22 protein-coding genes and 1 pseudogene are annotated in these 21,628 nt (G+C 46.3%); 7 read left to right on the top strand and 16 right to left on the bottom strand.

The features are described 5' to 3' along the window. The 3 genes from HI950_RS08740 to HI950_RS08750 all read right to left on the bottom strand — a co-directional run. On the bottom strand, positions 1 to 218 hold a 218-nt coding region (locus HI950_RS08740; RefSeq protein ID WP_169083994.1), incomplete at its 3' end, for an SH3 domain-containing protein. A 220-nt stretch (positions 219 to 438) separates the two neighbouring features. Continuing rightward, positions 439 to 1,458, bottom strand: coding sequence for a hypothetical protein (locus tag HI950_RS08745; RefSeq protein ID WP_169083993.1), 1,020 nt, complete (start codon positions 1,456 to 1,458; stop codon positions 439 to 441). Next, complete coding sequence (locus HI950_RS08750; protein ID WP_187768059.1) at positions 1,424 to 1,636, bottom strand: DUF6547 family protein; 213 nt, start codon at positions 1,634 to 1,636, stop codon at positions 1,424 to 1,426. The genes HI950_RS08745 and HI950_RS08750 overlap by 35 nt, the downstream gene beginning before the upstream one ends. Positions 1,637 to 1,819: 183 nt before the next feature. Here HI950_RS08750 and HI950_RS08755 point away from each other — a divergent pair, with 183 nt between their 5' ends. Together HI950_RS08755 and HI950_RS08760 are read left to right on the top strand one after the other, a co-directional pair. After that, on the top strand, positions 1,820 to 2,578 hold the full coding sequence (locus tag HI950_RS08755) for an SDR family oxidoreductase (RefSeq protein ID WP_169083992.1): 759 nt from the start codon (positions 1,820 to 1,822) through the stop codon (positions 2,576 to 2,578). Between the two features lie 105 nt (positions 2,579 to 2,683). Further along, positions 2,684 to 3,607 carry an NAD(P)-dependent oxidoreductase gene (locus tag HI950_RS08760; protein WP_223285189.1) on the top strand — a complete coding sequence of 308 codons (924 nt, stop codon included), beginning with the start codon at positions 2,684 to 2,686 and terminating at the stop codon, positions 3,605 to 3,607. A gap of 162 nt (positions 3,608 to 3,769) precedes the next feature. Here the strand turns inward: HI950_RS08760 and HI950_RS08765 are convergent, their stop codons facing one another. The 8 genes from HI950_RS08765 to HI950_RS08800 all read right to left on the bottom strand — a co-directional run bounded on the left by HI950_RS08765 (position 3,770) and on the right by HI950_RS08800 (position 11,114). Continuing rightward, the gene (locus HI950_RS08765) at positions 3,770 to 4,153 is read right to left on the bottom strand and encodes a MerR family transcriptional regulator (protein ID WP_169083991.1); all 384 of its coding nucleotides are present in this window, start codon (positions 4,151 to 4,153) and stop codon (positions 3,770 to 3,772) included. Positions 4,154 to 4,563: 410 nt separating this feature from the next. Then, entirely contained in the window at positions 4,564 to 5,364 is an 801-nt protein-coding gene (locus tag HI950_RS08770; protein WP_169083990.1) for an undecaprenyl-diphosphate phosphatase, read from the bottom strand. Further along, positions 5,364 to 6,101: an ABC transporter permease gene (locus tag HI950_RS08775; RefSeq protein ID WP_169083989.1), complete on the bottom strand. Its 738-nt coding sequence runs from the start codon at positions 6,099 to 6,101 to the stop codon at positions 5,364 to 5,366. Before HI950_RS08775 ends, HI950_RS08770 begins: the two co-directional genes overlap by 1 nt. Beyond that, complete coding sequence (locus HI950_RS08780; RefSeq protein WP_169084038.1) at positions 6,094 to 7,044, bottom strand: ABC transporter ATP-binding protein; 951 nt, start codon at positions 7,042 to 7,044, stop codon at positions 6,094 to 6,096. Before HI950_RS08780 ends, HI950_RS08775 begins: the two co-directional genes overlap by 8 nt. A 29-nt stretch (positions 7,045 to 7,073) precedes the next feature. Further along, entirely contained in the window at positions 7,074 to 8,120 is a 1,047-nt protein-coding gene (locus tag HI950_RS08785) for a sensor histidine kinase (protein ID WP_169083988.1), read from the bottom strand. Next, complete coding sequence (locus tag HI950_RS08790; protein ID WP_169083987.1) at positions 8,110 to 8,823, bottom strand: response regulator transcription factor; 714 nt, start codon at positions 8,821 to 8,823, stop codon at positions 8,110 to 8,112. Before HI950_RS08790 ends, HI950_RS08785 begins: the two co-directional genes overlap by 11 nt. Before the next feature lie 674 nt (positions 8,824 to 9,497). Then, complete coding sequence (locus tag HI950_RS08795; protein ID WP_169083986.1) at positions 9,498 to 10,853, bottom strand: dipeptidase; 1,356 nt, start codon at positions 10,851 to 10,853, stop codon at positions 9,498 to 9,500. Positions 10,854 to 10,889: 36 nt separating this feature from the next. Next, positions 10,890 to 11,114, bottom strand: a complete 225-nt coding sequence (locus HI950_RS08800; RefSeq protein ID WP_223285190.1) for a YciI family protein — start codon at positions 11,112 to 11,114, stop codon at positions 10,890 to 10,892. An 818-nt stretch (positions 11,115 to 11,932) separates the two neighbouring features. Here HI950_RS08800 and HI950_RS08805 point away from each other — a divergent pair. Continuing rightward, positions 11,933 to 13,441 (top strand): sulfatase family protein, encoded by a 1,509-nt coding sequence (locus HI950_RS08805; protein ID WP_169083984.1) that lies wholly within the window; start codon positions 11,933 to 11,935, stop codon positions 13,439 to 13,441. A gap of 537 nt (positions 13,442 to 13,978) precedes the next feature. Here HI950_RS08805 and HI950_RS36955 read toward each other — a convergent pair. Continuing rightward, complete coding sequence (locus tag HI950_RS36955; RefSeq protein ID WP_411268085.1) at positions 13,979 to 14,158, bottom strand: DUF6756 family protein; 180 nt, start codon at positions 14,156 to 14,158, stop codon at positions 13,979 to 13,981. Continuing rightward, positions 14,155 to 14,473 (bottom strand): annotated as a pseudogene (locus tag HI950_RS36960) (DUF6756 family protein). The gene HI950_RS36955 and the pseudogene HI950_RS36960 overlap by 4 nt, the downstream one beginning before the upstream one ends. Before the next feature lie 95 nt (positions 14,474 to 14,568). On the opposite strand from HI950_RS36960, the gene HI950_RS08810 reads away from it, so the two are divergent. The 3 genes from HI950_RS08810 to HI950_RS08820 all read left to right on the top strand — a co-directional run bounded on the left by HI950_RS08810 (position 14,569) and on the right by HI950_RS08820 (position 16,642). Beyond that, the gene (locus HI950_RS08810) at positions 14,569 to 14,853 is read left to right on the top strand and encodes a hypothetical protein (protein WP_169083983.1); all 285 of its coding nucleotides are present in this window, start codon (positions 14,569 to 14,571) and stop codon (positions 14,851 to 14,853) included. A 244-nt stretch (positions 14,854 to 15,097) separates the two neighbouring features. Further along, positions 15,098 to 16,009, top strand: a complete 912-nt coding sequence (locus HI950_RS08815; protein ID WP_169083982.1) for an SDR family oxidoreductase — start codon at positions 15,098 to 15,100, stop codon at positions 16,007 to 16,009. Positions 16,010 to 16,051: 42 nt separating this feature from the next. After that, complete coding sequence (locus tag HI950_RS08820; RefSeq protein WP_191296767.1) at positions 16,052 to 16,642, top strand: TetR/AcrR family transcriptional regulator; 591 nt, start codon at positions 16,052 to 16,054, stop codon at positions 16,640 to 16,642. A gap of 412 nt (positions 16,643 to 17,054) precedes the next feature. On the opposite strand, the gene HI950_RS08825 is transcribed toward HI950_RS08820, so the two are convergent. From HI950_RS08825 to HI950_RS08830, 3 genes are all read right to left on the bottom strand, one after another. Next, positions 17,055 to 17,711 (bottom strand): sensor domain-containing protein, encoded by a 657-nt coding sequence (locus HI950_RS08825; RefSeq protein ID WP_223285208.1) that lies wholly within the window; start codon positions 17,709 to 17,711, stop codon positions 17,055 to 17,057. Beyond that, positions 17,620 to 17,865, bottom strand: coding sequence for a hypothetical protein (locus HI950_RS35700; protein WP_223285225.1), 246 nt, complete (start codon positions 17,863 to 17,865; stop codon positions 17,620 to 17,622). Before HI950_RS35700 ends, HI950_RS08825 begins: the two co-directional genes overlap by 92 nt. Positions 17,866 to 18,286: 421 nt before the next feature. After that, positions 18,287 to 18,607, bottom strand: a complete 321-nt coding sequence (locus tag HI950_RS08830; RefSeq protein ID WP_169083980.1) for a hypothetical protein — start codon at positions 18,605 to 18,607, stop codon at positions 18,287 to 18,289. A gap of 381 nt (positions 18,608 to 18,988) precedes the next feature. On the opposite strand from HI950_RS08830, the gene HI950_RS08835 reads away from it, so the two are divergent. Next, the gene (locus HI950_RS08835; protein WP_169083979.1) at positions 18,989 to 21,547 is read left to right on the top strand and encodes a rhamnogalacturonan lyase; all 2,559 of its coding nucleotides are present in this window, start codon (positions 18,989 to 18,991) and stop codon (positions 21,545 to 21,547) included. The last annotated feature ends 81 nt before the right edge of the window (positions 21,548 to 21,628 follow it).

Genomic DNA, 21,628 nt, shown 5'->3' on the forward strand with positions numbered 1-21,628 from the left:
CGCAGCCAGCCGTGCTCTTCATTCGAAACGGTGACCATCTCGCGATTCTTCAAAGCACCCACGATCGACGATTTAAGCGAAGGCTCGCTGCGGACATTCAATGAGTCGGTGTATACCTTGGCTGTATAACTACCGCTTGCTTCCGCCCGGTTTGGTATATAACCGGAGATACTAATCAACCCACAGATCAAAATTTTCAGGTATACAATTTTTTTCATACAAGTCTCTTTTAGTATTCTTAGGCTATGTAGATCTACTATTATACCAGCAATTACTAGATTCATGCAGACCTATATATGCAAAATTCCGCCCGTATTCTCCAGCGCCGCAAAAAATTAGAGTCATACCATACAACAACGTGATAGTAGGTTTCGGGCTCGCGTTTGAACAAAAAAAGACCTCGGTTCTCAAATAAGAACTTAAGGTCTCTTTTCATATTCAATGTGTGAGATGAGTTTTAGTAATATCCCAAATACTATCTTTTATCTGTACTTTAACGGTTGTTGTCTTTTCAACACCATTTGAGTAATAAGAAGTAAAGAGGAAATTATAATAGCCGTCTGGCAGGGAATTAAAGTTTTTTCGCCACATCGACCCCTTAAAGATAATGCTTCCAGATGGGCTATTACTGAGATCGATAGTTATACCTTGACCTACTAAACCTACTGTTACCTTATCCGCCTTGACTAATGAAGATCCAGTATCTGTTACATTTGCAGAAAGAACAAATTCTTCACCTGCCCAGAACATATCTGACGGGCGTGTGGCAGTCGGATTGGCTTTATTAAACTCTAATCGGTTTTCCTCCCATTTTGTTGTATGACTGACCCATCCTGTAATTCCAAGTGGACGAACTTGAATTACCTTCGTAACCGTTATCGGTTCAGCGATCTCGTCACTTACTACCATTTTTGCTATCCAGTTGCCCACCTCAGACATTCTAATCGATGGACCATTAACTGGATATGGTTTGTTCATATTGTAGCTGTAATTTTTCTTAACACCTGAGGGACTTGTTAATTCATAAGTTACTACAAGTATATTGCCATCTTCATCATTAACATCTGTTTTAAATTGGACCATATCCCCTTCATAGACCGGTTTAGGTGACCAATCAAAGTCTCCCGTCGGTGGGCGGTTAGTAACGAAATGGATATACGCATAATGGCCTTCATTCCCTGCAACGTCATAATCCAAAACAGTTACCCGATATTTTTGCCCGCTAATTAAGCCTTCAACGCGATATGAATGTTTAGTGAGTGCAAGCGGTACGCTGTATTCTGCCGATCCATCCTTATTTAAGTCAATGTTTGTCACGCTGCCGTCTTCATTTACCTTTTGTAAGTAGAAGATTCGCGTAGCATGGCCAGAAGACGGATCCGCATCACTAAAGGCATTGAAGCTCACCGTAACCGCTGTTGGCTTATTGAATCCCGCTGTCTCGAGCCGATTGGACAATTAGTGCTATTACCTCTTTTTGTTCTTTCGTCAATTCACTCAAGACTCTATTGATCTTTTCATTCTCTTCCGTTTTCGGCCAGCCATTGCCCGTTATCCAACGAGGATACACACTTGGGCGGAGTTCTACCAGATCATCTATGAATTCCTTATATAGTTCTAATGCTTGCTCCTCCATCTGTTGACCCCCAATTTATCTTTCTGACCTGACAGCTTTGTTTCAACTAAAGATTCAACTAACGTGTTCCGTTAACGTAACGCTAAGCTATGATTTTTTAAGCACTATTGACTTTCACACTAGTGTCAACCTTTAGAATGAGCTAAGTAAGGATTAATTCGAATCCATCAAGGAGGAAAACGCATGAAAAAGTATATAGCTAAGAAAGCCGTCATTACGGGCGGTACGCATGGCATAGGGCTGGCAACTGCAAAAGCCTTATTGGAGGAAGGCGCGGAAGTGATTATCACAGGACGCAATGCAAGGAACGTAGAAGAGGCGCAACGGGAGCTTGGGAATCGAGCGCACGTCGTTCAGTCCGACGTGTCGAGTTTGAAGGACATTCAAGATTTAGGAAATATTGTGCAGGAACGATTCAGCCAGATCGATTTTGTGCACGTTAACGCAGGGATCGCGCTGCTTGAACCGTATCATGAGGTAACAGAAGAGTCTTATGACAAAACATTTATGGTTAATACGAAGGGGGCCTTCTTCACCGTGCAGCGCCTGGCTCCGCTGATTCGAGATGGAGGTTCCATCGTGTTTACATCATCCATTGCGGATGAAGGAGGCTCTCTCGGCATGAGCGTATATGGAGCCTCTAAGGCAGCGCTACGTTCATTTGCATCTGGATTTGCGGCCGAACTGCTGCCGAAAGGCATACGCGTGAACGTTGTAAGCCCCGGATTTATCAAAACACCGACTATGGGAGTCGCCGGCTTATCCGAGACGGAGCGCACCGCCTTCGAGGTTATGGGAGATGCGGTTACACCCATGAAGCGTCATGGCTCCTCCGATGAGGTTGCCAAAGCAGTCCTATTCCTTGCCTTCGACGCCACATTCACCACAGGCATCAAGTTAGCCGTTGATGGAGGTCTGGGACAAGGTATTGTATCCCCTTAAATAGTTCAAAAGCATTTCAATGCAAAACTCATCATCATCTGAAAGTCATACTTTAGAATTAGGTTTTAAATTACATTAAACCTAGAAATACAAGGAGGAGATAATATGAAAGATACATCATTTAGAGATGCTGTGATGACGGGCGAGGACCGTTCACCTGTAACGGTTATCGGCTTAGGCAATATGGGTTTGGCACTGGCCGACACGTTCCTGAAGGGTGGCCACCCGACAACCGTCTGGAACCGTTCTGCCAACAAGGCCGATGACCTTGTCACGAAGGGTGCGGCCCGTGCGACCTCGATCGCTGAAGCGATTTCAGCGAGCGCCGTGGTCGTCGTTTGCTTGTCTACCTACGAGGTCATGCACAGGCTCCTCGCTCCCTTGGGCCACGAACTCTCCGATCGAGTCATCATTAACCTCACCACCGGAACACCGGAGGAAGCCCGCAAGACAGCGAAGTGGGCAGCCGAGTGTGGCTCCGATTATCTCGATGGAGCGATCATGGCTATTCCTCAGATGATCGGGTTGCCTGAAGCCCTCATCTTCTATGGCGGTCCGAAGGCTCTCTTTGAAGCCCATGAGCCGATGCTGAAACTCCTGGGAGGCAGTACCACCTATCTCAGTGAGGACCATGGCGAACCGTTGCTATACGACTTGGCGTTGCTTACCATGCTTTATGGAGCATGGTACAGTTATCTCCACGCACATGCCTTGCTGAGCAGGGCATGCATCTCAGCGACAAAGATCCTGCCGTACGTAACCAACTGGCTCAATTACGTGATTGTACCGAGTCTTACCGACCCCAACGCTGCACGTGCGCTTGATGAAAGTATATACGCGACCGATGTTTCCAACCTCACTATCAACAAGCAAGGGCTGGACAACATCGTCCGCTCTAGTAAGGAACTGGGTATCTCTGTCGACTGGCTGACGCCTATCCAGGCTCTTGCCACCCTGAAGGTTGCGGAAGGCTACGGTGCCGATGGCTTCGAGCGTATTTTTGAGGCGATCAAAAAGCCATTAGCATGAAGTGTTCGTCACGGCATCGACGTCAGCGTCTGAATGGGTCAAAGCCGTTGCCTGACCGAATTGCGAACGAAAACGACTGCGTAAACAGCTTCTAAAGAACAGCGAAAATTATCTATTGGAGGTCCCAGGCCTTTATTCAGACTGGGACTTTCCCTTATGTCGTTATCTCAACAAGGAAAAATCTTTCAATCTTCCTTTTTCCTTCGTTTGTATTATCTGATTTTCCAACCGATTCTTTACAACTGCTAATGCATTAATTTGTCTATTGATTTGATCCAATTTCTCTTGATAAGTTTCCAGCATTTCTTCGCAAAATTCGTATTCACTAGGACCATTATCCTCGCATTTCAATATTTCCTCAATTTGCTCGGTTGTTAGTCCCAAACCCAAGTAGAGTTGGATGGTTCTAATGCGTTTAACAGCAGAATAATCAAATTCCCGGTAATCATTTTCCAAGCGAACCGCAGTAACTATTTTTTTCTTTTCATAATGTCTGATGGATCGGGTACTAACACCTGTTATTCTAGATAATTCACTTATTTTCAATTAAATGGCCTCCTTTTTTATCAAACCTTAATTTAAGGGATAACCGTATGGCAAGGAACAAACGTTTTACAGTCGTTCGGCTATACTGCTAATGAAAAAAAAGAGGCACTGCCATATGTAGAAAGACCTCCGGAATCAAGATATATTGTACCGTACTATGGATAAGTCAGGAAGATGGATTATTGCGTTAAACTGCCCGTTAGCTCAACGAGGCTGCCGTTTCATGTCGGCAGCCTCGTCCTATTGTTTGTTTAGGTATAGTTCGTTAGCTTAATGGCGAATCATTAGTCTACATCTTTATTTTCCTTCAACACTTACTGTCAAAGCAAAACAGATACCAGTTGATCTAACTTGCAACTGTTTAGTGATGATATGATGAAAATCGACTTGCCATCCGATTATCATCCATATTACATTAAAAAGAAGTAAAATACCGCTGCGAGTGCGAAACGATAAATCGCAAACCATTCCAGCTTAAGCCGCTTGATTATATTCAAAAAAGTAACGACGGCAATCATAGCCACGATAAAGGCCGTAACAAACCCGACTAAAAACAGCGTCAAATTGCTTGACGTCAATAACTCGCGGCTGTCATACATGTCCAGCATCGTCGCGCCGAGCATGACCGGAACCGATATCATAAACGTGAAATCCGCAGCGGCTTTCTGGCTCGTGCCGAGCAACATTCCGCCAGCTATCGTCGATCCCGACCTTGAAAAACCCGGCCATAAGGCGAGGCATTGGAACAATCCGATTCCAAACGCCTGTTTGTAGGTAATGTCGTCCGTTTGCTCGGCTGTCACCTTCCGTTTTGCCCGCGCGCCAATGATCAGGAGAATCCCTCCCAGAATCAAGCCAATTAGTACAGGTGCCGGCCCGAACAATTCCTGTTTAATGGTATCCTTGAAAATCAGGTAAACGATAAGGGCAGGAACCATGGCGATTATCAAATGAACGGCGTTTAATTTCCCCGCTGCGGAAAAGTTGAAAGTCAGCAGGCCTTTCAGCATATCCAAATACCTTTTCCAATAAAGCACGAATACCGCCATGACGGCACCGAGCTGAATGACAATCTTGAACGTGGTAGCCGCATCTCCTTCGAAACCCATCAAATGGCCTGCCAAAATCAAATGCCCTGTAGAAGATACGGGCAGAAACTCGGTCAACCCTTCAATAATACCCAATATAATCGCGCTTATGAAATCATTCATTAATGAACGTCCGCCTTTCTAAAGTAGAGAAGTGCCGCGATGAAACAACCAATTGCTGGCACAGCGATCGAAACGTATGAGTATGACGCGGGATACTTCGGCAGGAGCGTTCCATTCACAATATCGAATGCCGCTGTCCACGGAATCAACCCTTTGTACTCGGAGTTTCCGCCCATTACATTGATCAAAGTAATCACAATAGTCAAAATAATCGCCGGCACATAATTTTTCAATAGGAGTGTAATCAGAATAACAGGCGTGGAAAGAACAAACAGAAACGAGCCCGCAACGGTGAATTGCGTGAATGACTGCAGAAGCAAGGACAACGTCAAGCCATCAAACTGTCCGAGCATGCCCAGCAGCAGTGTCAATCCCCACGCCACGATCGTAAGCGCAATTATCCACATAAACAGAAGCAGCATCTTGCTGACCAGTATGCCGGTGCGGGAAACCGGGATAGTAAGCAAATTTTTCAACGTATCCTCCGCGTATTCACGACTAAAAAGATATGCTGCCGCCACACCGTAGAGTGGAACGCCTATCAGTACCGTCGTATATAAGTTGGTATCAAAAAATAGTTCGGCAAACAGAATCTGCTCCGTCGGCTCATTGCTATGAACATGGATATAAGTCGAAACTACGACTAGGAACGGAGCAACCAAGGCACCGATAAACGTTAATAAAAACATTTTAGAGCGTTTAAGCTTCAAAATCTCCGTATAGACCAGATCACCCAATGCTTCCGCCTCCCACAAGCTGAGTAAAATAATCTTCTAATCTGTCCTCACTGACAGCAATCCTTGAAACTTCGATGTCATGCTGAACAAATGCTTTATTGATTTGACCCTGCTCTCCAAAATGCGAATAAATCCGGATTTGCCCTTGCTCACGAACCTCATAATCAATGACGTTAAAATGATTCTCAAGGATCATGGCGGCTTTATTGTCGCTTGACACTTGAAACTCCACATATTTGCGATTAATTTGGCGAAGCTTGTCAAATGCGATTTCCTCCAGCAATTCGCCTTTATGAATAATGCCCACACGATCCGCAAGCTGCTCGATTTCCGATAAAATGTGGCTCGATAAAAAAATGGTGATTCCGCGTTCCTCTGCCAATGCTTTAATCAGTTTGCGCATCTCCTTGATCCCGATTGGATCAAGCCCGTTGGTAGGCTCGTCCAGGATAAGTAGCTCTGGATAGTGAAGGAGCGCTCTCGCAATGCCAAGACGCTGCTTCATCCCGAGCGAATATTTTCCTACCACCTTCCTTTTTTCATCCTGCAGTCCGACCATCTCTAGCGTTTCCGCAACCGCATTTCGTTTATGGAGTCCCATTATTTTGGCATTAATCAACAAATTCTCCGCCGCAGTCAGATTTTCGTAAAAGCCCGGCACTTCAACAATCGACCCGATTCTGCGCAAAATATCTTTTTGACGGTGCGCAAGGTTTTCGCCGAATATGTCGATTTGGCCATCGGTAGGTTTGATTAGTCCCATCAGCATGCGGATGGTCGTTGTCTTGCCGGCGCCGTTCCGTCCCAGAAAACCGTATATTTCGCCCTGATTGACCGTCATGTTTACACTGTCGACCACAATCGACTTACCGTAAGCCTTTTTCAGGTTTGTGGTTCTAATAATAACGCTAATCGTGAAACACCTCCTTCGTAAGCATGTCATCATTATAGACAGACGATTTTAACAGCTTCTTATCTATTTTTTAATTGTTTCTTAATTTTTACGCCGTCTTTCGGCAGAAACAAGCCGAAAGACGTTTTCTCCCACGGCATACTTTGGACAGCAATCCCTCCGCCTTCTCTTTCCGCTAGCGACCTAGCTATAGCTAGTCCGAGACCGCTTCCGCCGCTTTCCGAGCTTCTCGCTTTATCACTTCTATAACTTCTTTCAAATATGTGCGCAAGCTCCTCTTCTGGTATCCCCGGCCCCCGATCCCAAATGTTCAATTGGTACTCATCGTCCATTTCTAGCAAGTCTACCCCCAGCACTTTCCCTTCTTTTCCGTACTGTACAGCATTTTTTACAATATTTCCGATAGTTCTCATCAGTCCCATCCGGTCTACCCGCACAGGGTATTTCACATCCGGAATATGTGTTTCTAAGGAGATCCCTTGCTTTTTCAGCTCCGGTAGAAACTCAATCAACAGTTCCCTGGTCAGCTCGGCCAAATCGATAGCTTCCTCTTTGCGAGGCATCTCATCGGCATCGAGCTTCGCCATCATAAAAATCTCATCAATCATTTCCTTGAGCGCGGAAGCTTTTATCGACAGAATCGCGATATACTCCTGTTTTTCCTTTTCGGAAGCGGCAATGCCGTCTTTCAGGGCGTCCACATAGCCAATAATGGAAGTGAGAGGCGTTCGAATATCGTGTGAAATGCTGGACAACAGGCTAACTCTAGCCGACTGCGATTTGACTGATTCGATTTTAACTTGTTCCAGCTGATCGATGATTTCATTGATCGAAAAAACAACCTCATTCCAAATCGGATCTTCTTTCGCAAATAATCGGGTCTTGAAATTGCCGCCAGCCGCTCGTTTTAACTGCGCGGACATGTGCGCCAATTTCATGCGGAAACGCAACACCATAGCCAAAGTAATGCCCGTAACTACAATAAATACAGCGAATAAAATCCACTGAGGAATAACCGGCCCGTTGCGATTCGTAATCGTGATAGCAATCCCAACGATGATGACCAATTGAACGGCAAGAAGCGCGGTGAGCTTATTAAGATTCATCTTTTTCACCTGTAAATTTGTAACCGATCCCCCATACCGTTTGAATAAACAGAGGGTTGGAAGGGTCTATTTCTATTTTCTTGCGAAGTTTTCTGATATGCACCATTATCGTGTTGTCGTCTTCTATGTAGCTGCTGTCCCATACATTACGAAATAACTGGGTCTTGGTAAACACCTGTCCGGGATTAGTCGCGAAAAACTTAAGCAGCTCAAATTCCTTAGCCGTAAGTGAAACCTCTTCTCCGCCGGCATTGACGGTATATTGCCGGAGATCGATCGAGAGACCTTTGTACGTGATCTTTGTTTTGCCCTGCGTACCCAGCTCGCTCCCTAGGATCAGAAATCGCCTCATAAGCGCCTTTACTCTGGCGACAACCTCATTGATACTGAACGGCTTCGTCATATAGTCGTCAGCGCCTATACTTAAACCAAGTATCTTCTCCACTTCATGGTCCCTGGCCGTAAGCATCAATATGGGAACGTTAGATTTGTTCCGCAGTCTTCTGCATACTTCGATCCCATCCACCTGCGGCATCATAATATCCAATATAACAAGGTTGTAGCTGTTAGCGTTGAACAAGCGCAGGGCATGTTCTCCATCTGCAGCAACATCCGCTTGATAAAGCTCTCGTTCCAAATATTTCTTCAGCAAATCCCTTATTTCTTTGTCATCGTCGGCAATCAGTATCCGAACCGCGTCCATGACTTCACCTGCTTTTTTAATTTGTTTATTATTCAATCATATTGCCATATCTAACCTTAGTTCAATAGAGTTGTTCCTGTCCATAGAGCATTATTCGGAGTCAGCATAAAAAAAGACCGGGAGTCGACAGGTATGAAGCCGTTAGATACCAGTCTCTCGCTAGTGCTGAGTCAAGAAATACCTGCATGTCTTGGCCAAGTATCTAGTATTCGATTAAATGAAGGGTGCAAACAGAGTCTTATAGATTCTTGCGTTCAATGTGCAGACACTCCGAATGAATCTAAATGAACATACTTGAATAACGGACCACGTTCCGTAGTAAAAGCGAAAAGGGCACACGAGCCCCTTCATTATCTTAAGAGATTTTGGACTCATCTACTTCCCCCTAGTTTGGTATTCCAATTGAAACATGAATAAGGGCGTAAGCACAATTGTGCCTACGCCCTTGCTCATATCATTGAATTTCGTTTATTATACAGTGGTTTTCCGAAAAGTAAATACTTACCATATTGTACGAGCCACCACGCTAAACTGTCCGTTAGTTCAATGCCCATCTCCAGTCTAATACTTTATTTTCCTAGTCTACAACTATATCGGTCTAATACTTTATTTCCGTTGAACAGCCTGATGGTCAAAAAAAATCGCGAAGCCGGCCGCTTCGCGATTTTTCATGCCTATAACCGCTTCAGGAACGATACGATCGTCAGAAGCCCTTTGTCGAAATTGTACAGATGAAAATGTTCGTTCGGCGCATGCAGATTCTCGTCCGGAAGACCAAAGCCCATCATAACGACAGGAGCCGCCAGTTCGCGGGAGAAGGTTGCGACGATCGGAATCGATCCTCCATCTTTCGTGAACAGCGCTCGCGTGCCGTAGACGTCTTCGTAAGCATCCGCAGCCAACTGCAGCATTCGGTCGGAAGGATCGATGTTGAAAGCGCGGGCCTTCTCGCCATCTTTGACTTGCAGCTTCGCGCCGGGCTGAACATGCTTCTGCAAATGCCGTTTGATCTTGTCCAGAATGTCCTGCGGGTCCTGGTCTCCAACTAGGCGGCAGGTGATCTTGGCATGCGCCTCCTTCGGAATGACCGTTTTGGTGCCTTCGCCCTGAAATCCGCCGTAAACGCCGTTCAGTTCAAGCGTCGGCCTCGCTCCGACGCGTTCCACGAAGGAGAAGCCTTCTTCGCCGTACAACGCGTCAAGACCAAGACTTGCCTTCAATTGATCTTCATCCAGCATCTGCTTGGCGAACTCTTCTCTCATGAGCGGCGAAAGCTCCGGCACGCCTTCATAGAATCCGTCGACGCTTACGCGGCCCCGATCATCGTGCAAAGTCGCAAGCAATGAGACGAGGGCATGAAGCGCGTTGGGAACGCCTCCGCCGTATGTTCCGGAGTGCAAATCGGTATTCGCGGTGTTCACGGTGACCTCAAGCGAACACAATCCCCGAAGTCCCGTACTTATGGCGGGCTTGCCCGGCTCGAGCAGCGATGTGTCCGAAATCAGGACGACGTCAGTGGCCAGCTTGTCCCGATTCGTCGTCAAGAAAGGGGGCAGGCTCCGGCTGGAAACTTCTTCTTCGCCCTCGATGCACAGCTTGATATTGACCGGAAGCCGCTCTTCCTGCTTCAATATGGCTTCTATCGCTTTGATATGCAGAAACACCTGGCCTTTATCGTCCGTCGCGCCCCGTGCGTACAGCTTGCCGTCCCGGATGTCCGGCTCGAAGGGAGGCGTCGTCCACAAATGCAGCGGATCGACTGGCTGCACGTCGTAATGGCCGTAAACAAGCACGGTAGGTTTGCCGGGAGCATGAAGATGATCGGCGTACACGATCGGATGGCCGTCGGTTTGATGCACTTCCACGTTCTCGAGGCCCGCGCGGGTGAGCGCGTCCGCAAGCCATTCGGCCGCTTTGTTCATATCCGCTTTATGCGCGGACAGGGCAGATATGCTCGGGATGGACAACCAATGCTTCAGCTCGTCCAACTGCTGTTCCCTTAAGTTTTGAAAATAGGTTTCATAACTCATCTGTGATTTCATCCTCCCTTTCAATATATATCCCTATCATATACCTCCACCAAGCAAAGATGCCAGAGACTCGGCGTAAATTGTTGGCGTGAACGGAATAACGGTATATTCCGCGAGTTTTTCTTTATGGAAAGGATCTTCCTTAATAATTCCCTCAATCTCCGTCTTGGATTCCGCGCGCGCGATAATAACTCCGCCCGTTCTTGGCTCCATTGGGCCGGATGCGATAAATCGGGAAGCCCCATAGAATGTGTGCTCCAAAGGAAGCCGGTGATCACAAGAAACTCAGTACAGCACAGTTCTCAGCGCTGTCTTTAACGAAGGACAATCTTAAGCGGGTTGGCTTTTCCTTATACAATACGTCGCAACTCAACTAACGCTCCCCTTAGTGAATGGATTGGTAAGCACCAAATTCATTACCGAAAGGGTCAGTAAATTTGATCATATAACCAAAACCTTCATCTTGAAAGAATAGGATCGTTGCATTAACGGCTTCTTATCGTTCTTTAAGGAGATTGATATTCTTTATCAAAAACATGAAAGCTGGCATCGAAAAAGCGTCGTTTGTCAACCATCGCTCGTAATCTCGTAAAGCTTTTTTCAATCTATCGTAACGCCATTACGTTCCTAAATATCGGCCAATGTATTGCCGTATTGTACAACCTTCCATGAATGAGCGGCTACGCTGTGCTCTTCAAACTTAAACTTACCTCGGCAGTATGCATTAACTGCAAGCATAAATCGTGTTTTATTAACTATTTTCGTCTACAAACCATTCCCCCGAATGAAGTATTCTTTTGGCTGGAATGTTTTTTTACTGTTGCTAATCCAGTAAGGACGAGGGGTGAGAGGGTTCGAATGTGAAAAATGACAAGCCGCAGCATGAATGACATATTTACACTGGCTAACTCTATAAGTTATTCATATAAGAAGAGACAACTCCAAAGCATCATGCAATGATTTAAGGCTGGCCGACCTGACAGCTAGCATAGGGGTCTATCCGTTTCTGAGCAATTCAATGTAGAAGTAGAAGCAAGGATCTTATTTCATTATTTAGACGATCTTGAGGAGGTACGACCATGTCCCATGAGGAAGAACAATCCCCACGCCGTCCGAACATCCTATTCATTCAGACGGATCAGCAGCGCGTCGATACGCTGCGCAGTTACAGTGGACAAGTATGCCAAACGCCAAATTTAAATGACCTTGCGGATGAAAGCGTTGTCTTCGAAAATGCCTATACAAGCTGCCCGGTATGCACGCCGGCTCGGGCTTCGATGCAGACGGGGATGTATCCGTTCAAGCACGGGATGCAGACGAACGGATACGGCATGGGCAGCATGGTTCAAGAACTGCCGGATACGTCCCGGCTGCTCAGCAGACAGCTGGAGGAGCAGTCGTACAGCATTGGCTATACGGGCAAGTGGCATCTGGGCTTCGGACCGGAGATGGGCAACTACTTGCGGGAGAATCTCGCTTATGTACGTTTTCCGGACATTGTCGCTGGAATCAAATCCATGCCTACCGATGTCGGCTATGAGGGCGACGATTTCGCTGGCCACGGGGGCGGGGGGATGAATTACCCGCAATTCAGGCATTATTTGCAGGATAACGGACTTACCTGGCAGGAAGAAAATAAAGTGAGCGGTCACTTCGAGTATCATTACGCCTCTGAATTGACCTCACCTATTGAGTCCACTGTTGAATACTATTTGACGGAGCGGGCAATCCATTATATCGATCAATTTCGTCAACGAGAGGCACCTTTTTTCTTCTCATTAAATTTTTGGGGTCCGCATGAGCCTTATGTAGCGCCAACGCGGTTTCTAGACTTGTACCGCGATGTGGTTATTGAGCCGTGGCCGAACTTCTACGACGACAACAAAGGAAAACCGTCCATTCATCGCATCAAAAAAGGAAACACGACGGAATGGTCCGATTTTGTTCCCTATATTAAACATTATTATGGAGCGATGAGCAGCATTGATGAGCAGATCGGACGGCTGCTGGATTACTTGAAGCAGCATGATCTGTACGAAAATACGGTTATTATCTTTACCGCTGACCACGGAGAGTCGCTTGGCATTCACGGCGGCTTGTGCGACAAATCGTTTTTCATGTATGAAGAAACCTGCCGCATCCCGCTCATTGTCAAGCCAGCCGGTGGTCGAATCGAGCCGCGGACGGAAACCAGCTTCGTCGGCACCTGCGATATCCATGCGACGATACTCGATCTCGCGGGCGCTGGATCCCCACCGCCTGGGGCGGACGGCAGGTCATTCGCTCCAACGCTAGCGGGAGAGGCTTTGGTCGAATGGCCGGATTGTATCGTGACTGAGGGCGCCGGCCTTGAGGCTGCAATGTTCACCCAACGTATGCTCCGCAAAGGTTCATACAAATATGTATTTAATTGCGGCGATATGGATGAGCTTTACGATTTGGCATGCGATCCTCACGAGCTGACCAATCTGATCGACCGCTCGGACTACAATCAAACGCTTGCCGATCTGCGGCAGTCGCTTGTGGACTGGATGATTCATCACGAGGACAGCCTTCTCAAACAGTTTAAGCGGATGCGGATTGATTAGGGGAAGAGAAGTCTAGGGGATTCAGGCCTTATTGCGAAATCGTTCCCGCGTGCATGATTAACTCGTTTAAGCTATCTGTCATATTCAAAGTACAACGCAGTCTGGCGTTTGCGCTAGGCTGCTTTGTGCTTTATTGCTTGTTGCTCATGCTTTCTAGCAGGTATCAACAAGGCTTTTCTGCGTACAACCAGCTATTTGGTTTTGGCCATCTGAGTAGAATCTAAGGCTGAGGCTTATTCGCCGATTAGACGGACGACGAATTGTTCCACAGCCGCGCGGCATATCCATTGGCATCCCCTTTCCAAAGGAGATGGCTTCAGCCTCTGTTCTAACGGATCTGCGGGAAATATGCAGAAAAGGCTCCCGATCCATTTCTGTCGGCAGCCTTCTCCTGATGTTTATGTTGAATAGGCATAACTTGACCCACAGATGTTCCGATCTGCAGTTAGACGGTCATTCCCTTTTCCGAACTGTATGTAACAATGCCTCGATATCCTTCAGTTTACTGAAGGCTCGAGTTTCCAGAATACGGATCAGTCAACTTCTAATAAATTTTCCGGAGTTCTTTTGCTCAAATTTTTTCATTTTATCGATTATCTCTAGCCCTGATCCGAACACAATATCATAATGATTAACGCATAATAACCATTCGTATTTTTTGGAAACTACATAATGCTCCCTTAGGTGCATAAGTTCAGGAATAACATTCTTAATTATAAAATTTGTATCTCTCCTTCATAAAGCCACATTTTATCTTTGTAATCCTCTACAATAAACCAAACCTTCTCATCATTAATAAAGTAATTTAAGTATCTTTCTGAAGCATCAACTAATCTAATCATATATTGTGGATCTTTAAGTCTCTGCCAACCAATGCAAACTATTTGTATAATGCGGTTTTTGAATGAATCTCTCCTCGATTTTATTGAGAACTGGTTTCCACAAATTCTTGTCTACTTCAGAAAAGTGCTCCTGACTTTTTAGTGAATTTATTAGTTCTCCTATCTCATCTCGGATTGCAAAATGATCCATTGCGAAATCATCTCCGTTTGGAACTTTTCACTATAAGTTGTCAACATTTTTGAAATTGAAACAGTCTAATATAGAAAGTAAGGGGGTGGCTCACATTGAATAAATATCTATTAGCAATACTCATTTGTATCAGCATTGTGATGTCTGGTTGCAGCCATAGCGAAGGAGAAGAATTTATACTCTCGGGGAAAATCACATCAATTGATGAAAAGAAGGGTCATGTTTACATCGATGAAGTCAGCGAAATCGAGTATAAGGACTACAAAAAACTACAGGTTGGTCAATCTGTAAAATTCACTTTATACAGTATATCTAATGATGATGTCTGGGATCCCAAGCTAATAAAAGTAAAGTCTGTTGAAATCCTGAACACTCCTTAAACGTCAATACAAAATTCTGAAGTTCTTTGGGCTACGCTTTTCTGGGCCAGCAATGTTGCGCTAATCTTCCCGTTACTTTAATAAGCAAGGAGCAGACTGCCGCTGGCAAACTGCTCCATGTTTTGTTGAACTATCGTGTCCCGTTAGTTGAGTGCTAGGTAATCCCCTATTGACAGTAAACAGAGCTTAAATTAAGATATTGGTAAATGAACCGTTCATTCATTATGCGAGAGGTGGATCAAAAATGGCGAGAATAATTACGAATAGTAAGTGGACAATCCAAGGCAAATATGTTGTGATTACTGGGGCTACAAGCGGCATTGGGTTGGCCGCGGCCAAAGAGCTCGCAACTCGGGGTGCTAACATAGGAATCGTAGCTCGTAATCAGGCTAAAGCAAATGAAGTAGCGGCTCAAATCGTGGCATTAACCGGTGGAAGAACCACTGTGGATGTATTCTTGGCTGACATGGCTTCACAAAAGTCCATACGTCGTGTTACAGCTGATATTTTGGCCAAATGCCAGAGAGTGGACGTTCTGATCAATAATGCTGGCGCCTTGTTCGAAACGCGGCAATTAACCGAAGATGGTATGGAGATGACTTGGGCTGTTAACCATCTGGCGCCTTTCCTTCTGACTACGCTTCTCCTTGATCGTATGAAGGAAAGCGAGCATGCCCGTGTTATCACAACCGCATCCCATGGTCACAAGATGGCCAAGAAGGGCATCAACTTTGATGATCTTACCGCGGAACACCATTATAGCTTTCCAAAAAAATTTATTGGCGGTCCTACATTTCGCTACGCTGAGACCAAGCTCGCCAATATCCAATTCACCGCTGAATTGGCGAGGCGGCTAGAGGAGACCGGAGTCAGCGCCTACTGCTTTGATCCTGGCCTTGTTTCCACGAGCTTCAATCAGAACAACGGACTTTTAGCCCGTATGACTATGGCCGTGATGAAAATGTTCTCCCGCAGTCCGGAGAAAGGTGCCGAAACTTTGGTGTGGTTAGCAGACTCGGACAAATTGACTGGTCATATTGGTTATTACTACACCGACAGGCAAACAACAATCCCGTCTGTTCCCGCTCAGAACCTGGATGCAACAAAACGATTATGGATGGTAAGCGAAGAACAGATCGGAATTCGAAGACTCTAACAGAGATTTGTCACAAAGAACCTAATTGGAGAGTGAATAACGTTGACACAACTACATGAACATTCCCCTGATCGCATTCACGATGAACGCAGAGAACAGATTAAGAGAGTAGCTCTTAAAATATTCGCTCAACGAGGAATTGCTGGCACAAAAATGAGCATGATTGCATCTGAAGCCGGTATTAGCCAAGGACTTTCTTACCGCTATTTCAACTCCAAAGAAGAAATCTTTTCCGTACTCGTACAGGAAGCGATCGGAGAAGCCCAAGAGGCGATTAAAAACGTTCATCAACTACCAGGTACTCCCTTAGAACAAATAAGAACTTTAACAAAAAGGATGCTTGATGAGAGTCATAAACATTTTTTCTTATTGCTTCAGCAAGTACAAAAGTCGGATGACGTGCCGGTAAAGGCCAAAGAAATGATCAATCATTATTCTCCGAAAGATACAATTGATCTACTTATTCCTATATTCATAAAAGGTCAACAAACAGGAGAATTCTGTGAAGGTGATCCTCAAGAGCTGTTGTTCCTCTATTTCACCGTCATAACAGGACTCATGTTACAGGAAACGCAATCCAATAAAGGTTGGCTGTTAGAGGTGGACACCTTAATGAAAATTTTAACGAAATGAACACTCTTACACATTTTGTCCAGTAACGATCCTTACACAAATCTGCCCTTTAGATTAATAAAATGAGCAGGCCACTGAAACGCCTGCTCATCCATATGTGTTATTCAACTACCGTGTCCCATTAGTTTAATGACCTACCACATCCCAATGTGAAAGTAAGTGTTCTTGCCTCAATTTATCCTCATGTAGGCCAGTAAGTGTGTAGTAGTACAAAGTACGTACTATTAAATCCCCCATACGTTTTGGCTACCCAACATGACACCCAAGCGAATGTCGGCATCTCCAGCGTCTGTACGAAAAGCAGATCGATGCCGTGCACGTCTGGCCGGCCTCAGTTTGTCGGTTACGTACCCCCTATCCAGTAACCTTACGCACGATTTCTTAGGACTGAAAGATCCGATTCGCTGAGCCTTTAGCCGAAAGGCGGAACACCGCGTTCTGAATGGAAGGACTCGACCTCATTGGTTTCCATGGCGAAGGCAAACTTTCCGCCGGTATAAGTTCCTTCCGGGTTAGAACGGCGCACGGGCTCTGGGCCCGAGACGCTCAGAATCCAAGCCACGTACCAGCGGCCGAGACCTTTAAGCAGCAGTGGCAACAGCAGCGCGAATACCACGCCGACCCCGCCGGCGATCCAGGAGCGCTGGGCGGGCGTCAAGTTCCAGTCGAGCAGCCGGTCCAGCCCCCACGTGCTTGAAAACAAATTGAAATCGAACAGCCGCATGCTTACCTCATAAGCGATCGGCGAGAGTAGCACCGCGAACGCCGTTATTGGCAGCACGATGGCGAAGGTGAACGCCGCGATGCCGATCGGAAGCTGTATAATCCCGAATAGGATACCGCGGTACGATCTACCATCCTTCAGAACGGACATCAACCAGGACCTCCATCCTTGCTGTTCTCCGGCAGTCGGGTCCGGAGGAGCGGAAACGGCAGTATGCTCCTTTCCCTGGAGCCAGGCCGACGCGTATCTCAATTCACCAACCATGATCGTCCGGCACAGGACCAACGTCCCAGCCAGCAGCGGTACGCCGATCAGAAATACCGATAGCGGAAGGCTTACGGACAATCCGGCTACGGCGATGACGAATGCAGCGATTCCCTTGGGAAGAGACAGGACGAGCATTTTCCAGGCCTGTAAGGCGCTTGGCTTCCTCATAAACACAACCACGCTTTCTCGTTTTGTTGCTCTCATTGTAGCCTTTCCCTCTAGGTATCATCATCCTCCTGGCGGATGGAATCGGTGCCGGACCTTGGTCCAGTTCGGCGGTCGTCATTTCAGCAGCGTTCGCGTCAGAGTGTCCCGTTGCGGAATTCGAAACTCGTCCACAACATCAGCTTGAACGCCGCGATCATTTGCGTAGCCGAGATGAAGGACTACGCATTATTAATCTAAAGTTTCCCAATAGAATTCCTGTAAAACGGATAATTGGAGTTTGCACAAACTTCTTATATCACGTATAAGTTAAGGGTGAAATCCTGCGAATTCATGAGTCTGCGTGAGGAAACTGAATATTCGACCAACAAAGAGAAAATGCCTTATAGGGTCTTTTGTATGCCTGTGAAGAGGTTTTGTTTATGGATGCAGTCACAAATGTAGCTGTTTTGTAGGTATGTTTTATTAAACTATAGTGTCCCGTTTGTTTAGTGAACGTTATTTTTTAACCACAATTTAGCTCTCCATATTATTATTGAGATTGCTACTGCGAATGCAAATGCAAAAAGTAATATCAGTATATATTTATTTTTCCATTCGGGTTCAGATAATCGGTCTAGGGCTTGAATATCTTTGCTCGCCTCAGTAATCAGTTTATTGCCGCTACAAAGACTGGTTAATTCTTTGCCTTCAACATTGTTTGTATAAACTAAATATGTATTTCCTACTTCAAATTCAGTCCCACACATACCATTGAAACCACTGTATACATAACCATCCGTGAGATTTCCTTTCCAGGCCTTCTTCACATTAAAAATATTCCCGCCTTCTTTATCCTTGCTAAGCAACGTACCTGTGAATATGACGCTAGATCCCTCAAATTTTTGTTCAGTGCTTGAATCACCGCAACTACATGCGAACACCTTATTAGGGCTTAGTACACTAAAACTAACCATTAAACATGTTATTAATCTTTTCAGCGTCGCATTCTATGTCTATCTGTAAGAATAAGAAGGTAACGAATGACGCTTCATGATGAAAATCACTGTTTTTTAAACATAAAATATCGATTATTTGGGTGTTGATGACAGAATGTTACAACTATAATGAGTCGTAGAAAGGGGGCAGCCTCTAGTAGACAAGCAAGTCGGCAAGGATCTATCAACTAATTAATGGATGGTGATTGAATAATGGGATTTAAGAGAGCCTCATTTGGCAAGAAAATACTGTCAAGCGTTGTGATTATTCCGCTTCTGCTTACGAGTATAGCAACGGCATCTGCATCCGGTACGGATATGAAAGACAAGGAAGGGAACGCACGCGGCATTCAGCTGGAATATTTGGACCGTGGCTTAACTGCGGCCTCTACGTCGGAAGGCGTATTTCTTAGCTGGCGACTGCTCGCGAATGAAGTGACGGGATATTCAGAGACTGGTTTGACCGGCGCGAATTTCAACGTGTACCGCGACGGCGTTAAAATTGCGGAGATCGATAACAGCACCAATTACCTCGACAAAGACGGCTCCGCTGCTTCGCAATATTATGTAAGCGCTGTTTTAAACGGCCAGGAGGTTGATCAAAGCGCCCAGGTTAAGCCTTGGGGAAATGCCTATTATGATTTGCCGCTGCATAAACCGGCAGACGGGATCACACCTGCAGGAGAAGCGTACACCTACTCCGCGAATGATTTGAGCGTAGGCGATGTCGACGGTGACGGACAGTATGAGTTATACGTCAAATGGGAGCCGTCCAATTCGAAGGATGTGTCACAAGTCGGATTTACTGGCGTGACCTATATCGATTGCTACGAGATAGACGGAACACTTTTGTACCGCATTGATCTGGGCGTGAATATTCGTTCCGGTGCTCATTACACGCAGTTCATGGTTTACGATTTTGATGGAGATGGTAAGGCGGAAGCGATGCTGAAGACCGCTCCAGGAACTAAAATCATTACGTATGACCGGCAAGGCCAAGTCTCTTCCGAGAAATATATTACGATGCCGATTGAGGATGTAAATGCCGGCTACAGCAATAAGGATGATTACCGGATGAGCAGTGATGATTATTACGAGCATCTGGTCGGTGTGTTTATGAACTGGTCAGAGCATGAGGAAGTGAAAAACGGCAGTTGGCCAGCTACGCTCGAAGAGAGCTTCGGAATCGAAAAGAAATACGACTATCCGTTATCCAAATTGGATGCGGAGAGCATGGTCGATTACTTTATGGACGTATATGCGCCGAGCAGAAGCGCCCGTAACAATCTCCGAGCGTTCGAAGGCTTTATTGTGAAAGGGCCTGAGTATTTGACCGTCTTTAACGGTGCAACCGGTTCCGAGCTGGAGACGGTGCCCTATAAGCCCGGACGCGAGGACGACGGTCTTCTGTGGGGAGACTATGCGATGGCAAGAATCGAGCCGGGCAACCGGGTAGACCGTTTTCTGGCCGGGGTAGCCTACCTTGACGGCGAGAAGCCGTCAGCGGTGTTTGCAAGAGGCTATTATACGAGATCGACTCTAATCGCTTACGACTGGGACGGCAAGCATCTTAAGGAGCAATGGTTCGTTGACAGCGGATGGACGCCGATGACAAATCCTTTCAACGACGGACCGCACGGCCGGGACGGGACAGACCCCGAGTTCGGCACCCTAACGACGCAAGGAGCCCATTCCTTAAGCGCCGCAGATGTTGACGGTGACGGCAAGCATGAAATCATATATGGATCGGCTACGATTGATCATGACGGCACTTTGTTATACAGCTCGATGGATGTGATGCCGCCGCAGAGCGCAGCTCCGGGAACGACAGCTAGACTAGGCCACGGCGATGCGCTTCATGTAACGGATATCGATCCGGACAGACCTGGGAAAGAAATCTTCATGGTGCATGAGGGCGGCGTCTGGGCGCCTTACGGCTATTCCTTGCGTGACGCAGAAACAGGCGAAGTGCTGTACGGCGGATATACTGGCAAAGATACGGGACGTGGAATAATCGGCGATGTTGAACCTGGTCATGGCGGTCTTGAAACATGGGCGGTCGGTCTGTGGACGGCTGACGGTGCTCCGATTAGCGCATCCGCGCCGGGCACCAATATGAATATTAAATGGTCGGCGGATATGACGACGCAGATTGTGAACGGAGCCATTGATGCCACTCCGACCATTGATGATTGGAAGAAAGGCAGACTGCTGACAGCCGAAGGGACAAGAACAAACAATTATACAAAAGGAAATCCGGGACTGGTTGCGGATATACTCGGTGACTGGAGAGAAGAAATGCTCGTCCGGACTGCAGAAAGTTCTGCGATCCGGATATACCTCAGCACCGAGGTAACAGACCGTAAGCTGTACACGCTCATGCATGACGCTCAGTACAGAGCAGAGGTGGCAAGACAGAATACGGCGTATAACCAGCCTGCGTATACGAGCTTTTATTTTGCCTCCGATACTGATTGGTCTGCCATTCCGGTTCCGGCTGTTCAGACTCCAGGGGTGTTGACAGCTCTGTCGAAGCTTATGGATGATTATGCAGCATCCGGCGAATTGAATGGGCCGATCGTGCCGCAGCTGAACAATACGTTAAAACAGGCGCTGCATCATCAAGAGAAGGGTTCAATGAACAATGCAGTGAAGTCTATTGAGAAATTCATTGCCCAGCTGGACAAAGAAACGAAGAAAGACGCAGTCTCCGAACGGGCGCAAAAGAACCTGTCCTATCATGCGTGGAATTTCATAAAGATGTGGAAATAAACAGGAAATGTAAGGAGCGTCCATGTAAGGCATGCAGTTCGTAAATAAGTTTTAGACTGACCACAATAATAGAAACTGCGG

The organism is Paenibacillus sp. PL91 (assembly GCF_012935325.2).
GTDB lineage: Bacteria > Bacillota > Bacilli > Paenibacillales > Paenibacillaceae > Pristimantibacillus.

What these genes read in the sequence shown, in the direction of transcription:
- HI950_RS08750 (WP_187768059.1), bottom strand. Translation starts at nt 1,636, where the DNA reads ATGGAGGAGCAAGCATTAGAACTATATAAGGAATTCATAGATGATCTG.
- HI950_RS08755 (WP_169083992.1), top strand. Translation starts at nt 1,820, where the DNA reads ATGAAAAAGTATATAGCTAAGAAAGCCGTCATTACGGGCGGTACGCAT.
- HI950_RS08760 (WP_223285189.1), top strand. Translation starts at nt 2,684, where the DNA reads ATGAAAGATACATCATTTAGAGATGCTGTGATGACGGGCGAGGACCGT.
- HI950_RS08770 (WP_169083990.1), bottom strand. Translation starts at nt 5,364, where the DNA reads ATGAATGATTTCATAAGCGCGATTATATTGGGTATTATTGAAGGGTTG.
- HI950_RS08780 (WP_169084038.1), bottom strand. Translation starts at nt 7,044, where the DNA reads ATGACATGCTTACGAAGGAGGTGTTTCACGATTAGCGTTATTATTAGA.
- HI950_RS08785 (WP_169083988.1), bottom strand. Translation starts at nt 8,120, where the DNA reads ATGAATCTTAATAAGCTCACCGCGCTTCTTGCCGTTCAATTGGTCATC.
- HI950_RS08790 (WP_169083987.1), bottom strand. Translation starts at nt 8,823, where the DNA reads ATGGACGCGGTTCGGATACTGATTGCCGACGATGACAAAGAAATAAGG.
- HI950_RS08795 (WP_169083986.1), bottom strand. Translation starts at nt 10,853, where the DNA reads ATGAGTTATGAAACCTATTTTCAAAACTTAAGGGAACAGCAGTTGGAC.
- HI950_RS08805 (WP_169083984.1), top strand. Translation starts at nt 11,933, where the DNA reads ATGTCCCATGAGGAAGAACAATCCCCACGCCGTCCGAACATCCTATTC.
- HI950_RS08815 (WP_169083982.1), top strand. Translation starts at nt 15,098, where the DNA reads ATGGCGAGAATAATTACGAATAGTAAGTGGACAATCCAAGGCAAATAT.
- HI950_RS35700 (WP_223285225.1), bottom strand. Translation starts at nt 17,865, where the DNA reads ATGATGATACCTAGAGGGAAAGGCTACAATGAGAGCAACAAAACGAGA.
- HI950_RS08835 (WP_169083979.1), top strand. Translation starts at nt 18,989, where the DNA reads ATGGGATTTAAGAGAGCCTCATTTGGCAAGAAAATACTGTCAAGCGTT.